We start from the raw sequence: 13,610 nt of genomic DNA on the forward strand, positions 1-13,610 counted from the left end.
CGCCGGGTGGCGGCTGCGCCTTACCCGGCCTACGTTCGTACGACCTGTTATTAATTTAACCACTTGCGCGACTGAAACTGCCGGTGCTGACGGCCTCAAAATCGCTGAGACGTTCCCGGAAGGCCGGGGCAGCCCGCATGGATGCGGGCTGAGGGCCGTGTTTTGCAGGGACGCTGCCTCGGCCCGACCCGCAGCCTGCAGGGATAAGTCGAAGGTACCACGCAGTGGCGATTTTGCTGGCCGGAGCCCGGGGGTACAGGGGGCGGCGGCGACTGGCCGCCCCCTGTGCGCTCCCTGCGCTATGGAAAACAGAGTGCAGAAAAATTAACCGGGAGCGCAATCTGCCCGGCATTAACATAGAAGTTGTAGCCCTGCTAAGCGCAGCGCGAGCAGGGAAATATTCGGTTGTACCGTTATTTCGCCGGGTGGCGGCTGTCGCCTTACCCGGCCTACGTTCATACGACCTGTGGTTAATTTATTCACCATTGTTGCTGAAACTGCCGGTGCTGACGGCCTCAACATCGCTGAGACGTTCCCGGCAGGCCGGATGGCGGTATAAATGCCTTATCCGGCCCACCCGCTCCCTGCGCCAACGCCGCGCTAATGTGGCTTAAACCGGCGTTACTCTGGCCTCCTTCGCCTCCCGAGTCCCGCGATGAAGCAGCGCGTGCAGCAGGATCGCCCCGAAGGTGGCGGTACCAATCCCGCCCAGCGTAAAGCCGCCCAGCGACAGCGCGAAATCGCCGGCGCCCAGCACCAGGGTCACAGACACCATGATCAGATTGCTGTTCTGGCTGAGGTCGACGCGGTTTTGCACCCAGATCCGCGCCCCGGCGACGGCGATCAGGCCAAAGACCACGATCGAGGCGCCGCCGATCACCGGCCCGGGAATGGTGTGGATTAATGCGCCGAATTTCGGCGAGAAGCCCAGCAGCATGGCAATCAGCGCCGCGGCGACAAAGACCAGCGTCGAGTAGACCTTGGTCACCGCCATGACGCCGATGTTCTCCGCATAGGTCGTGACCCCGCTGCCGCCCACCGAGCCGGAGAGCATGGTCGCCAGACCGTCGCCGACGAAGGCGCGCCCCATGTATGGATCCATATTGCGCCCGGTCATCCCGGCGACGGCCTTCAGGTGCCCGAGGTTCTCGGCCACCAGGATCACCGCGACCGGGGCAATCAACATCATCGCCTGGCCGTTAAAGGATGGGGGGGTAAAGTGCGGCAGCCCGAACCACGCCGCCTGGGCGAGGGGGGAGAAGTCCAGCGGTTTGCCGAGGCCAAAACCGTTAGCCAGCAGGGCGTACAGCGCGCAGGCGACGATCAGGCCGACCAGGATCAGCAGACGCTGCAGCATCCCGCGGGTAAATACCGCGACTATGCCGATACAGAGCACGGTCAACACCGCCATCCAGCTGTCGAAGGCGCTGGCGGACACGCTGCGCACAGCAATCGGCGCCAGGTTCAGGCCGATAGCCATCACCACCGCCCCGGTCACCACCGGCGGCATCAGGCGCTCGATCCAGCGGGTGCCGATCTTCATCACCACCAGACCGATCAGGGTGTAGACCAGCCCGCAGGCGATGATCCCGCCAAGGGCGACGCTCAGATGAGGGTTCAGCCCCTGGCCATTAAAGCCGGTAATGGCGATCACCACCCCGACAAAGGCGGCGCTCGAGCCGAGATAGCTCGGCACCCGTCCGCCGGTGACGACAAAGAACAGCAGGGTGCCGACTCCCGACATCAGTATCGACAGGTTAGGGTCGAGCCCCATCAGCAACGGCATCAGCACCGTCGCGCCGAACATCGCAACGGCGTGCTGCACGCCCATCACCAGCGTTTGCCCGGCCGATAAGCGTTCATCGGGCGCGACGACGCCGGATTCGGCGGCGGTAGAGGTCAGCTTCCAGCGAGGAAAATCGAAGAGTGCCATGATGATATCCCGGGTTAGAGGTTAACAAGCGGGTCGCATAAGCGTGTGATAGCCGCGGTCAAACCACATCAGACCCCGGGGTTCCGGGTGACGGGTAATGGCCACGACGTGACAAAACAGGATGTCGTGCGTGCCGACGCTGACGCGCTGGTCGATGCGGCAGTCAAAACTGACCAGCGCCGCCTCCAGCCGCGGGCAGCCGGTGGCGCCGGTCTGCCAGTCGGCGGCAGCAAAGCGCTCGTCCATCGCCGTTTTTCCGCCAAACAGCGTCGACAGCGCCTCCTGTCCCGCCGCCAGGGTATTGACGCACAGCGTGTGATGTTCGCTGAACACCGGCCACACCGAGGCCGAGCGGTTCAGGCAGACCAGCAGGGTCGGCGGCGTGTCGGTAACGCTGCAGACCGCGCTGGCGGTAAATCCCGCCCGGCCCGCCGGGCCATCGGTGGTAATAATGTTAACCGCGGCGCCGACGTGGGCCATGGCGTCACGGAAACTCGCTTTGTCCGCTAACTCCATCGTAAACTCCTTATGCCAGCAGGCAGGCTTCATCAAAGGACAGACGCGGCAGGCGGCCGTACAGTTTGCCGGGGTCGCCATAGCCGATGTTCACCAGCAGGTTGCTTTTCCAGCCGTTGTCGGCGAAAAACGCCGCATCGACTTTTTCCCGGTCGAAGCCGGACATTGGCCCGGTGTCGAGACCCAGCGCCCGGCAGGCGAAAATCAGATATGCCGCCTGCAGGGAGCTGTTGCGAAACGCGGTCTCCTCCGCCAGCTGCGGGCTGGAGGTGAACCAGCTGCGGGCGTCACCGTGGGGAAAGAGGGTCGGTAGCCGGTCGTAAAAGGCGCTGTCCCACGCCACGATGGCGGTCACCGGCGCCTGCATGGTTTTTTGCAGATTGCCGCTGGAGAGCGTCGGGCGAAGTTTCTCTTTGCCTTCCGCGCTGCGCACAAACACGATGCGCGCCGGCGAACAGTTGGCGGAAGTCGGCCCCATTTTCATCAGGTCCCAGACTGCCTGCAGCTGCGCATCGCTCACTGGCTTATCCAGCCAGCCGTTGTGGGTTCGGGCCTGGGTAAACAGCGTCTCGCAGGCCGTCTGGTTTATCGCGTCGTTCATCGGGTCTCCGTGGCGACCGGCAGCATAGCGGCCAGCCCGTCGCGTAAAATGGTATTAAAGGTATCGGCGTCGGTGACGTTACAGGCATGGCCGCCCCATGGCATTTCCACGTGCTGGCTGCCGGAGATAGCCGTCTGCAGCACGCGGGAGCAGGAGGCCGGGACCAGCAGATCGTCAGCGGCGCTGATAATCAGCGTCGGGCAGGCGATGGCCGCCGCGCGACGCGAAAAATCAGCCTGCTTCAGGGCCTGCAGCCGCTTCAGCAGGTTCTCCTTGCCCTGAAAATGGCTGATGGCAAGCGCATCTTCCGCTTCGAGGCGCGGCAGGCGCGCGGCCATCCATTCCGCCGGGTAGAGAAACAGCGGCTGTGCTTCGACCCACGCCTGCGCGCCGCCGGCATGCAGCAGACGCTCGCGCACCAGGAAGCAGCGGCGGGTGTGCGGCGACAGCGACAGCCAGCCGTTGACCAGCACCAGGGCGCTCACCGCCTCGGGGCGATCGAGCGCCAGCTGCAGGCCAATTAGCGCCCCCAGCGCGTGGCCCACCAGCGCGAATCGGGCGATCCCCGCCGCCTGCAGAGCGCTGAACAGCTCTCCGGCCATCGTCGCCATGCTGTAGTCGGCGGGCAGCGGACCGGCGTTCTCCCCGGTCCCGTTATGGTCATAACTCACCAGCTGATACTGTTCCTCCAGCGCCGCGCGCTGCGCCAGCCAGTAGCCGCCGCCGCCGCCCAGACCGGCGCTGAGGACCACCACCGGCGCGCCGGGCCATGGGGCTGGAGCAATATTGAGCCTCATCATGTCGGGGTGCCGATATGGGCGACGCTGGCGATTTCCACCAGCGCATCGGGTTTCACCAGACCGCACTGAATGCAAAAGCGCGCGGGTTTATCGCCGGGGAAAAACTCGGCGTAAACCTCGTTAATCGCGGCGTAATTTGTCCAGTCGGTGATAAAGATGCTGTTAAAAGTCACATCCGCCATACTCCCGCCCGCCGTTTCGATAACGCTCTTGATGGTCTCCAGCACGTGGCGGGTTTGCGCCTTTGGGTCGCCGATGTGCACCACATTATTTTGCTTATCAAACGGCAGAGTGCCGGAGACGTAGACCACGCCATCGGCGAGCGTCCCCGGAACAAAGGGGGCAATCGGCGTGGTGGTGCCTGGCGGAATGATCACCTGTTTAGGCATAACGTTTCTCCTTGGCTAAAGACAGCGGGGTGGCAGGGGATAGCGCGCGGCAGAAGCTCTCGACGTCGCTGACCCAGCCGAAAAAGGTTTCAATATTGAACAGCGCCGCCTGCTGGGCGAAGGCCGGGCCGGCCTGATGGGTGGCATCCTCCAGCACCACGCCGAAGTATTCGAGGAAGAAGCCATCGCGCAGCGTCGATTCGACGCAGACGTTGGTGGCGATCCCGGTGAACACCAGGTGGCGTATACCGCGGCTGCGCAAAATGCTGTCGAGCGGGGTGTTAAAGAAGCCGCTGTAGCGCGGTTTCGGCAACACGATGTCGCCTTCCTGCGGCGTCAGTTCGTCCACCAGCTGATAGTCCCAGCCGCCTTTCGCCAACAGCTTGCCCTGCAGCTCCGGGCGCTGACGCATCGTTTTCAGCGCATTGGACTTGTGGTAGTTCGGCGAGCCCGGGCCGCCGGCTTCAACATACTGGTCATCCCAGCCATTCTGGAACCAGATAATCAGCATGCCCGCGGCGCGGGCGGCGGCGACGGCGGTATTAATATTGTCGATAACCGGCCGGGTGGCGGAGACGTCAAAGCCGGCAAGATCCAGATAGCCGCCCTGGCTGGCGTAGGCGTTCTGCATATCGACAACAATCAGCGCGCTCTGCTGCGGCGCGAAGGTCAGGGATTCCGGGCGAGCGGGAAGGGTAATCATCAGGCCACCTCACGGGTAACAGGAGCAATGTGGTCCCGGCAGCGCATCAGCGGCTGAATGCGTTCGCCAAAGGCGTCGATGCCGGCAAGAAAATCATCAAAGGTCAGCAGCACGCCGTCGGTGCCGGGGACGCTCGCTACTTCATCAAGCATACGGGCGACGCTGGCATACGATCCGACAAGGGTGCCCATGTTGATATTGACCGCCGAGGTTGGGTCGGCCATCTGGCGCACGTTGGTATCGCTGCCGGAGCGGGTGTCTTTCTGACTCTGCTCGGTGAGCCACGCCAGCGCTTCTTCATCGGCGCCCGCTTTGTAGTGCTCCCATTTGGCGCGCGCCGCTTCGTCGGTTTCGTCGGCGATCACCATGAACAGCACATAGGAGCCTACGTCACGGCCGGTTTTTTCCGCCGCCTGCATCATGCGCGCTGCGGTCGGCGCGAAGGCCGTCGGCGTGTTGACCCCTTTGCCAAAGCAGAAGTTGTAGTCCGCGTGCTGGGCGGAGAAGGCCATGCCGGCGTCGCTCTGCCCGGCGCAGATCACCTTCATCGGCTGCGAAGGGCGCGGGCTGACCCGGCAGTCGTTCATGGTGAAGTAATCGCCTTTGAAATCGCTGCGCCCGGTGCCCCACAGGTCGCGTAGCACCTGAACGTATTCGGTGAGATAGTCATAGCGGCTGGCGAAATAGTCATCCCCCGGCCACATGCCCATCTGGTCATATTCCGGTTTTTGCCAGCCGGTCACCAGATTGACGCCAAACCGGCCGCCGGAGATGGAATCGATGGTGGAGGCCATCCGGGCGACGATCGCCGGCGGCAGCGTAAGGGTGGCGGCGGTGGCGTAGATCTGGATCTTCGAGGTCACCGCGGCCAGGCCGGCCATCAGGGTGAAGGACTCCAGGTTGTGATCCCAAAATTCTGTTTTCCCGCCGAAGCCGCGCAGCTTGATCATGGAGAGCGCGAAGTCGAAATGGTAGTGCTCGGCTTTCTGCACGATAGCCTTATTCAGTTCGAAGGTCGGCATATACTGCGGGGCATGGGTGGAGATCAGCCAGCCGTTGTTGCCAATGGGAACGAAAACACCAATTTTCATACCTACCTCTCTACAGTCATGGAAGATGGGTTGCGGTGGCGCGGCATCCTGCCTCTCCCTGGACCACCTCGCAGAACAGGTAAAGCAAACGCGATGCCAGTTTTATAAATGCTAATGTTATTAATGTGTTGCTATTGGGTTGCTAAAAAGGACGATAAAAAAGTGGACTGGATGGTCAAAATCAGTGCACGAAAAAACGGCAGTCATGCGCAATCAGGGTGCATGGGGTCGTGTCGGCGAAGGGCTTTTGCTATGCTGGTGGCGTCAACTGAAGGAGAGGATGTATGGCACAGGGCGCGGTGAAGAAAAACGGCAAACGTTCACAAGCGGTCAGCGCCAAAAAGGAGGCCATTCTGGCCGCCGCGCTGGAGGCATTTTCGCAATTTGGTATTCACGGTACGCGGCTGGAGCAGGTGGCTGAGCGCGCCGGGGTGTCGAAAACCAATCTGCTCTATTACTACCCTTCGAAAGAGGCGCTGTACGTGGCCGTTCTGCAGCAGATCCTCGCCATCTGGCTGGCGCCGCTGAAGGCCTTTCGCGAGGATATCAGCCCGCTGGTGGCGATCCGCGAGTATATTCGTCTGAAGCTGGAGGTGTCCCGCGATCACCCCCAGGCCTCGAAGCTCTTCTGCCTTGAGATGTTGCAGGGCGCGCCGCTGCTGATGGGCGAACTGACCGGGGATCTGAAAGCGCTGGTCGATGAGAAATCGGCGATTGTTTCCGGCTGGATCGACCGCGGCAAGCTGGCGCCGGTCGATCCGCAGCATTTAATCTTTATGATCTGGGCCACTACCCAGCATTACGCCGACTTCGCCACCCAGGTGGAGGCGGTCACCGGCGCCACGCTGCAGGACGCGGCCTTTTTTGAGCAAACGGTCGATAATGTCCAGCGGATGATTATCGAAGGCATTCGCGTCCGTTAGTTAATTGGCCGGCGGCAGCGGGCAGCTTTGATCGCCGTCCTCGCACTGCAGCAGCGAGGCGAGGAAAGATTCCCGCTCCACGCTCTTATCGGTCATGCACTGGCTCAGCAGCATCGGCTGCATGCTGCCGCCTTCGGCGCCGGACGCGAGGAAGGCACAGTCGGCGTCGCGCAGGGCGATCCATGCCTGCTGCGCCTGCTTCAGTAATGTTTGCTGTTTACCCACCGCCCGCTGCAGAGCCTGCTGCCAGGTGTCGTTCAGTTTTTTGTCGGCCGCCTGAAACTGCGTGGCCGCGCACTGATTCATTTCGGTTTGGGTGTTGGCGTTGCTGCACTCGTCCGCCAGCGCCACGCCGCTGGCCAGCAGGGCCGCCACGGCAAATAACATGCGTTTCATTGTTCTGCTCCCATAAAAAAGGCTCCCGTCAGGGAGCCCTAATTAAGCACAGCTGACGTCGGCTGTCATTAGCTGATCGCATCGCAGATTGATTGCCCGAATGGCGGCGCACAGCGCCTTATCCGGGCTACCTCGTTGTATTGTTATGTTGTCGGGTGGCGCTACGCTTACCCGACCTACAATACTGGCCGCCCCCCGTGCCATGAGACAGGTAGCCCCGGTAAGCGCAGCGCCAACGGGGATGATCACAGCGCCGCTCTCCCGGATGGCGGCGCACAGCGCCTTATCCGGGCTACCCTTTGGCGGTGGTAGGTAGCCCCGGTAACACAGCGCCACCGGGGGGCCCGGGTTAACCGATGGTCATCAGGCTGGCGTTACCGCCTGCCGCCGCGGTGTTGACGCTCAGCGAACGCTCAATATACAGCCGCTCCAGCAGCAGATTGGTTTCGCCGCGGGCGAAGCCCTGCACGGAGACAATCGCCCCGTCGCACGCTGCCACCTGCTCGCACAGCTCGCGCAGCTGGTCGGAATCGCCGTGATAGATAACCGCGTCGAAGGCCTGAGCGGGCAACTGATCCGCTTTGGCAAAACGGATCCGCTCGCTGACGTCCCGCGGCAGTTTCTTCGCCAGATCGCGCTGCAAGGCGCTGTCCGGCCACAGCACTTCACAACCGACCGCCAGCACAGCCGCCAGCTGGATCAGCGTATCCTGCTCATTATCCGCCACGCACAGCACGCGCTCGCGGGGCATCAGCGTCAGGGTGTTGCGCTCGCCGGTTGGCCCCGGCAGCAGGCGTTGGGTGCCGCTTTGCGCCTGCTCGCTGTACTGCTGGCACAGCGCCTGCAGCTCAGGTCGGCCCGCCGCCCACTGCTGCAGCGCCTGCAGTGGTTTTTCCAGCAGCGTTTTCAGCTGGGCGTCCAGCGGACGCTCTGCATCCTGGCGGGCGAAGGTCACGCCAACGGCGCCCTGCGGTCGGCTGGAAAGCAGACGGTAAAGGTACAGCGGGCCGCCGGCTTTCGGACCGGTACCGGACAACCCTTCGCCGCCGAACGGCTGCACGCCGACCACGGCGCCAACCATATTGCGGTTGACGTACAGGTTGCCCACCTTCGCGCTGCCGGTGACCTGGGCGATGGTCTCGTCGATGCGGGTATGCACGCCGAGGGTCAGGCCGTAACCGGAGGCGTTAATCTGCTCCACCAGTTTATCCAGCTCGTTACGGTTATAGCGCACCACGTGCAGCACCGGGCCGAAAACCTCTTTTTTCAGCTCGTCAAAGCTGTCGAGTTCGATAAGCGTCGGCGGCACGAAGGTTCCTTGCTTCCATTCGCGGGCGTCTTCGCTATTCTCGCGCACCGCCTGATAGACGGTGCGGCCTTTGGCGCGCATCGTCTGAATATGGCGTTCGATATTCTCTTTCGCTTCTGCATCGATAACCGGACCGATATCGGTGGTCAGGCGGCCCGGATTGCCCATGCGACACTCGCTCATCGCGCCGCGCAGCATGGTTAAGGTGTGGTCGGCTACCTCTTCCTGCAGGCAGAGGACGCGCAGGGCGGAGCAGCGCTGGCCGGCGCTGTCGAATGCGGAGGCCAGGACGTCGATCACCACCTGCTCGGTGAGCGCCGACGAGTCGACGATCATCGCGTTCATCCCGCCGGTTTCGGCGATCAGCGGCGTCGGGCGTCCCTGAGCGTCAAGGCGGCTGGCGATATTGCGTTGCAGCAGGGTGGCCACTTCGGTGGAGCCGGTGAACATCACGCCGCGCACGCGCTCATCGGATGTCAGCGCGGCGCCGACGGTTTCCCCGCGGCCCGGCAGCAGTTGGATCACCCCTGGCGGTACGCCGGCTTCCAGCAGGATCGCCACGCCCTGGGCGGCGATCAGCGGCGTCTGCTCGGCCGGTTTCGCCAGCACGCTGTTGCCGGCCGCCAGCGCGGCGGCAATCTGCCCGGTGAAGATCGCCAGCGGGAAGTTCCACGGGCTGATACAGACCACCGGACCCAGCGGACGGTGGGTTTCATTATCGAAATCGTCGCGCACCTGGCCGGCATAGTAGTGGAGGAAGTCAACGGCTTCGCGCACTTCGGCGATGGCGTTGCTGAAGGTTTTACCCGCTTCGCGCACCAGGATCCCCATCAGGGTCGGCATCTGGCTTTCCATCAGCACCGCGGCACGCTCGAGAATGGCGGCGCGCTCCTGCGGCGGGGTGGCGAACCAGATTGGCGCGTTGTTGATAGCGCTGGTCAGCGCCTGCTGCACTTCGTCATCGCTGGCTTCGCGGACGTAGCCGACAATGTCCTTTGGCTCAGCCGGGTTGACTACCGGCTGCATCTCGCCTTCGGCTACCGGCTGCTCCAGCATCGGCAATGCCTGCCATTTATGCAGGGCGCTGTTGAGCAGGGAAGAGGAGAGGGAGGCCAGACGATGCTCGTTAGCCAGATCCAGACCGGCGGAGTTGCTCCGGCCGCTGCCGTAGAGATCGCGCGGCAGCGGGATTTTCGGATGCGGCAGGCCGGCCTGGCCTTCCTGCTGCGCCAGTTTTTCTACCGCGCTGACCGGGTCGGCCACCAGCTCGTCCAGCGGCAGGGTATTGTCCGCAATACGGTTGACGAAGGAGGTATTGGCGCCGTTCTCCAGCAGACGACGCACCAGATACGCCAGCAGCGTCTCGTGGGTGCCCACCGGGGCGTAGATCCGGCACGGCCGGTTCAGTTTGCCGTCGGCGACTTTGCCCACCACCTGCTCGTACAGCGGTTCGCCCATGCCGTGCAGGCACTGGAACTCATACTGGCCAGGGTAGTAGTTCTGGCCCGCCAGCTGGTAGATAGCCGCCAGGGTATGGGCGTTGTGGGTGGCGAACTGCGGATAAATCAGGTTCGGCACCGCCAGCAGCTTTTTCGCGCAGGCGAGATAGGAGACGTCGGTGTAAACCTTGCGGGTGTAGACCGGATAGCCTTCGAGACCTTCCATCTGCGCGCGTTTGATTTCGCTGTCCCAGTAGGCGCCTTTCACCAGACGGATCATCAGGCGACGGCGGCTGCGGGTGGCGAGGTCAATCAGGTAATCAATGACAAACGGACAGCGCTTCTGGTAGGCCTGAATCACGAAGCCAATCCCGTTCCAGCCCGCCAGCTCCGGCTCGAAGCACAGTTTTTCCAGCAGGTCGAGTGAGATCTCCAGACGGTCCGCCTCTTCGGCGTCGATGTTAATGCCGATGTCATACTGGCGCGCCAGCAGGGTCAGCGATTTCAGACGCGGGTAGAGCTCTTCCATCACCCGGTCATACTGGGCGCGGCTGTAGCGTGGGTGCAGAGCCGACAGCTTAATGGAGATGCCCGGCCCTTCATAAATGCCGCGGCCGTTAGAGGCTTTGCCGATGGCGTGGATCGCCTGCTGATAAGAGACCATATAGGCCTGGGCGTCGGCGGCGGTCAGGGCCGCTTCGCCTAGCATGTCGTAAGAGTAACGGAAACCTTTATCTTCCAGCTTGCGGGCGTTGGCCAGCGCTTCGGCGATGGTTTCCCCGGTAACGAACTGTTCGCCCATCAGTCGCATCGCCATATCCACGCCCTTGCGGATCAGCGGTTCGCCGCTCTTGCCGATGATGCGGTTCAGCGAGCGGGAGAGGCTGGTTTCGTTGTGGGTGGAGACCAGTTTGCCGGTGAACAGCAGCCCCCAGGTGGCGGCGTTGACGAACAGCGACGGGCTGCGGCCAATGTGCGACTGCCAGTTGCCGTTGCTGATTTTGTCGCGGATCAGCGCATCGCGGGTGGCTTTATCCGGAATACGCAGCAGGGCTTCCGCCAGACACATCAGCGCCACCCCTTCCTGTGAGGAGAGGGAGAACTCCTGCAGCAGACTCTGCACCATGCCGGCGCGGCCGCTGGCGGTCTTCTGGTTGCGTAGTTTTTCCGCCAGTTGATACGCCAGCTTATGTGCCTGCTCGCCCAGCGGCTGCGGCAGTCGGGCCTGCTCCAGCAGCATCGGCACCGCGTCGGTTTCCGGGCGACGCCAGGCGGCGGTGATCGCCGCGCGGCTTACCGACTGCGGCAGGATCTGCTCGGCGAATTCGAGGAACGGCTGATACGGCTCTTCCGTTAATACGCTGGCGTCATCGCTTTCGTTGGCGGCCCCGGAGAGCAGCGCCGGTAGCTCGGGCAGCGTCTCATCGTTCTCCAGTTTTTCCAAATAATTGAAGATGGCCTGCTTAATCAGCCAGTGCGGCGTGCGGTCAATGCGGCTCGCGGCGGACTTAATGCGCTCGCGGGTTGCGTCGTCAAGCTTAACACCCATGGTGGTGGTGCCCATGCTCAAAACTCCTGTCATTTATCGTTAGCTTATGCGGTTGCATGGAAATATCCACTATGTTGCAACTTTGTGCAACCATGTTAATTATGGCTTGTGACGAAAGCCGTGAAATGGCGGATTTGTTAAAAATAATGCCTAAAATAGCAGAATTTTAACCCCGGGCTCATAGGGTATTTGTATGCGTGAGTTAACACTTTTGTTTGGTGCAACCTTTAAAAACGTGAGAGAGTGCAACCTCTCGCAAATTGACGTTTTGCGCCGTCGGATTTTCGTGTAAATGCTGTGTTAAATCGTTTGTGAAAAACCGAAGCTTCCGTCAGGATACGGTCGCCCAATTAAACAATGCGCCATTACCCCGTTCCGGTAGTGGAAAAAAACGACGAAGTTGGACGCTGTCGATAAAAATTCTGGAGACTTTGCATGGCTATTAGCACACCGATGCTGGTGACATTTATTGTTTATATTTTTGGTATGGTATTGATAGGGTTTATTGCCTGGCGTTCGACCAAAAACTTTGATGATTATATTCTCGGGGGGCGGAGTCTGGGGCCATTTGTGACCGCGCTTTCCGCCGGCGCCTCGGACATGAGCGGTTGGCTGCTGATGGGCCTGCCGGGTGCCATTTTCCTCTCCGGGATTTCCGAAAGCTGGATTGCCATCGGCTTAACGTTGGGGGCGTGGATTAACTGGAAGCTGGTCGCCGGGCGCCTGCGCGTGCATACCGAGGTGAATAATAACGCCCTGACGCTGCCTGATTATTTTACCGGCCGTTTTGAAGATAAAAGCCGGGTGCTGAGAATTATTTCGGCGCTGGTTATTCTGCTGTTCTTTACTATCTATTGCGCCTCGGGAATTGTGGCGGGGGCGCGTCTGTTTGAAAGCACCTTTGGCATGAGTTATGAAACCGCGCTGTGGGCCGGCGCGGCGGCGACAATTATCTATACCTTTGTCGGCGGCTTCCTCGCCGTCAGCTGGACGGATACCGTGCAGGCCAGCCTGATGATTTTCGCGCTGATCCTTACCCCGGTAATCGTGATTATATCCGTCGGCGGTTTTGGCGATTCGCTGGAAGTCATTAAGCAGAAGAGCATCGAAAATATCGACATGCTGAAAGGGCTGAACTTCGTGGCGATTATTTCGCTGATGGGCTGGGGACTGGGCTATTTCGGTCAGCCGCATATTCTGGCGCGCTTTATGGCGGCGGATTCGCACCACAGCATCGTCCACGCGCGTCGCATTAGTATGACCTGGATGATCCTCTGCCTCGGCGGGGCGGTGGCCGTCGGCTTCTTTGGCATCGCCTACTTCAATAACAACCCGAGCCTGGCGGGCGCGGTTAACCAGAACGCCGAACGCGTGTTTATCGAGCTGGCGCAAATCCTGTTTAACCCGTGGATTGCCGGGATCCTGCTGTCGGCGATTCTGGCGGCGGTGATGTCCACCCTGAGCTGTCAGCTGCTGGTTTGCTCCAGCGCGATTACTGAAGATCTGTATAAAGCCTTCCTGCGCAAAAACGCCGGTCAGAAAGAGCTGGTCTGGGTGGGCCGTATGATGGTGCTGGTGGTTGCCCTGGTGGCCATTGCCCTGGCGGCCAACCCGGAGAACCGCGTGCTGGGTCTGGTGAGCTATGCCTGGGCCGGTTTCGGCGCCGCCTTTGGCCCGGTGGTGCTGTTTTCGGTGATGTGGTCGCGTATGACCCGTAACGGCGCGCTGGCCGGGATGGTGATTGGCGCCCTGACCGTGATCGTCTGGAAGCAGTTTGGCTGGCTGGGCCTGTATGAAATTATTCCGGGCTTTGTCTTCGGCAGCATCGGGATTGTGGTCTTTAGCCTGCTGGATAAAGCGCCGTCAGCCAGCATGCAGCAGCGCTTCGCTGAAGCGGATGCCCACTACCATACGCCGCCGCCGGTACGCGCCACGGCTGAGTAAGCTCATCTGACGCTCAC

General features: G+C 61.5%; 11 protein-coding genes. 2 read left to right on the plus strand and 9 right to left on the minus strand.

Features of this window, described 5'->3' with window-relative positions:
• Positions 1-610: 610 nt before the first annotated feature.
• The 7 genes from rutG to rutA are packed head-to-tail and all read right to left on the minus strand — an operon-like array spanning position 611 to position 6,033.
• Complete coding sequence (rutG, locus tag KHQ24_RS05890; protein ID WP_048294464.1) at positions 611-1,933, minus strand: pyrimidine utilization transport protein G; 1,323 nt, start codon at positions 1,931-1,933, stop codon at positions 611-613.
• A gap of 21 nt (positions 1,934-1,954) precedes the next feature.
• Complete coding sequence (gene rutF, locus KHQ24_RS05895) at positions 1,955-2,449, minus strand: NADH-dependent FMN reductase RutF (RefSeq protein WP_012968592.1); 495 nt, start codon at positions 2,447-2,449, stop codon at positions 1,955-1,957.
• A gap of 10 nt (positions 2,450-2,459) precedes the next feature.
• A complete protein-coding gene (locus tag KHQ24_RS05900) occupies positions 2,460-3,050 on the minus strand; it encodes a malonic semialdehyde reductase (RefSeq protein ID WP_017901103.1) in 591 nt (196 codons plus the stop codon).
• Positions 3,047-3,850, minus strand: a complete 804-nt coding sequence (gene rutD, locus KHQ24_RS05905) for a pyrimidine utilization protein D (RefSeq protein WP_049093322.1) — start codon at positions 3,848-3,850, stop codon at positions 3,047-3,049. The genes KHQ24_RS05900 and rutD overlap by 4 nt, the downstream gene beginning before the upstream one ends.
• Positions 3,847-4,239 (minus strand): pyrimidine utilization protein C, encoded by a 393-nt coding sequence (gene rutC, locus KHQ24_RS05910; RefSeq protein WP_004204505.1) that lies wholly within the window; start codon positions 4,237-4,239, stop codon positions 3,847-3,849. The genes rutD and rutC overlap by 4 nt, the downstream gene beginning before the upstream one ends.
• Complete coding sequence (rutB, locus tag KHQ24_RS05915; protein WP_004204506.1) at positions 4,232-4,942, minus strand: pyrimidine utilization protein B; 711 nt, start codon at positions 4,940-4,942, stop codon at positions 4,232-4,234. Before rutB ends, rutC begins: the two co-directional genes overlap by 8 nt.
• Positions 4,942-6,033, minus strand: coding sequence for a pyrimidine utilization protein A (gene rutA / locus KHQ24_RS05920; protein WP_004204507.1), 1,092 nt, complete (start codon positions 6,031-6,033; stop codon positions 4,942-4,944). The genes rutB and rutA overlap by 1 nt, the downstream gene beginning before the upstream one ends.
• A gap of 284 nt (positions 6,034-6,317) precedes the next feature.
• Between rutA and rutR the strand changes: the two genes are divergently transcribed.
• Positions 6,318-6,956: an HTH-type transcriptional regulator RutR gene (rutR, locus tag KHQ24_RS05925; protein ID WP_004204508.1), complete on the plus strand. Its 639-nt coding sequence runs from the start codon at positions 6,318-6,320 to the stop codon at positions 6,954-6,956.
• Here rutR and KHQ24_RS05930 read toward each other — a convergent pair whose 3' ends face one another.
• Both KHQ24_RS05930 and putA read right to left on the minus strand, forming a co-directional pair.
• Positions 6,957-7,352: a lysozyme inhibitor LprI family protein gene (locus KHQ24_RS05930; protein WP_064794423.1), complete on the minus strand. Its 396-nt coding sequence runs from the start codon at positions 7,350-7,352 to the stop codon at positions 6,957-6,959.
• 349 nt (positions 7,353-7,701) lie between these two features.
• Positions 7,702-11,664, minus strand: a complete 3,963-nt coding sequence (gene putA / locus KHQ24_RS05935) for a trifunctional transcriptional regulator/proline dehydrogenase/L-glutamate gamma-semialdehyde dehydrogenase (protein ID WP_211777161.1) — start codon at positions 11,662-11,664, stop codon at positions 7,702-7,704.
• 420 nt (positions 11,665-12,084) lie between these two features.
• Between putA and putP the strand changes: the two genes are divergently transcribed.
• Positions 12,085-13,593 (plus strand): sodium/proline symporter PutP, encoded by a 1,509-nt coding sequence (gene putP, locus KHQ24_RS05940; RefSeq protein ID WP_004147889.1) that lies wholly within the window; start codon positions 12,085-12,087, stop codon positions 13,591-13,593.
• The last annotated feature ends 17 nt before the right edge of the window (positions 13,594-13,610 follow it).

It is taken from the genome of Klebsiella sp. 54, from assembly GCF_018223875.1.
In the GTDB taxonomy this organism is placed as follows: Bacteria; Pseudomonadota; Gammaproteobacteria; order Enterobacterales; family Enterobacteriaceae; genus Klebsiella; species Klebsiella quasipneumoniae.

What these genes read in the sequence shown, in the direction of transcription:
- KHQ24_RS05930 (WP_064794423.1), bottom strand. Translation starts at nt 7,352, where the DNA reads ATGAAACGCATGTTATTTGCCGTGGCGGCCCTGCTGGCCAGCGGCGTG.
- KHQ24_RS05900 (WP_017901103.1), bottom strand. Translation starts at nt 3,050, where the DNA reads ATGAACGACGCGATAAACCAGACGGCCTGCGAGACGCTGTTTACCCAG.
- rutR (WP_004204508.1), top strand. Translation starts at nt 6,318, where the DNA reads ATGGCACAGGGCGCGGTGAAGAAAAACGGCAAACGTTCACAAGCGGTC.
- putA (WP_211777161.1), bottom strand. Translation starts at nt 11,664, where the DNA reads ATGGGCACCACCACCATGGGTGTTAAGCTTGACGACGCAACCCGCGAG.
- rutB (WP_004204506.1), bottom strand. Translation starts at nt 4,942, where the DNA reads ATGATTACCCTTCCCGCTCGCCCGGAATCCCTGACCTTCGCGCCGCAG.
- rutG (WP_048294464.1), bottom strand. Translation starts at nt 1,933, where the DNA reads ATGGCACTCTTCGATTTTCCTCGCTGGAAGCTGACCTCTACCGCCGCC.
- rutF (WP_012968592.1), bottom strand. Translation starts at nt 2,449, where the DNA reads ATGGAGTTAGCGGACAAAGCGAGTTTCCGTGACGCCATGGCCCACGTC.
- rutC (WP_004204505.1), bottom strand. Translation starts at nt 4,239, where the DNA reads ATGCCTAAACAGGTGATCATTCCGCCAGGCACCACCACGCCGATTGCC.
- putP (WP_004147889.1), top strand. Translation starts at nt 12,085, where the DNA reads ATGGCTATTAGCACACCGATGCTGGTGACATTTATTGTTTATATTTTT.
- rutA (WP_004204507.1), bottom strand. Translation starts at nt 6,033, where the DNA reads ATGAAAATTGGTGTTTTCGTTCCCATTGGCAACAACGGCTGGCTGATC.
- rutD (WP_049093322.1), bottom strand. Translation starts at nt 3,850, where the DNA reads ATGATGAGGCTCAATATTGCTCCAGCCCCATGGCCCGGCGCGCCGGTG.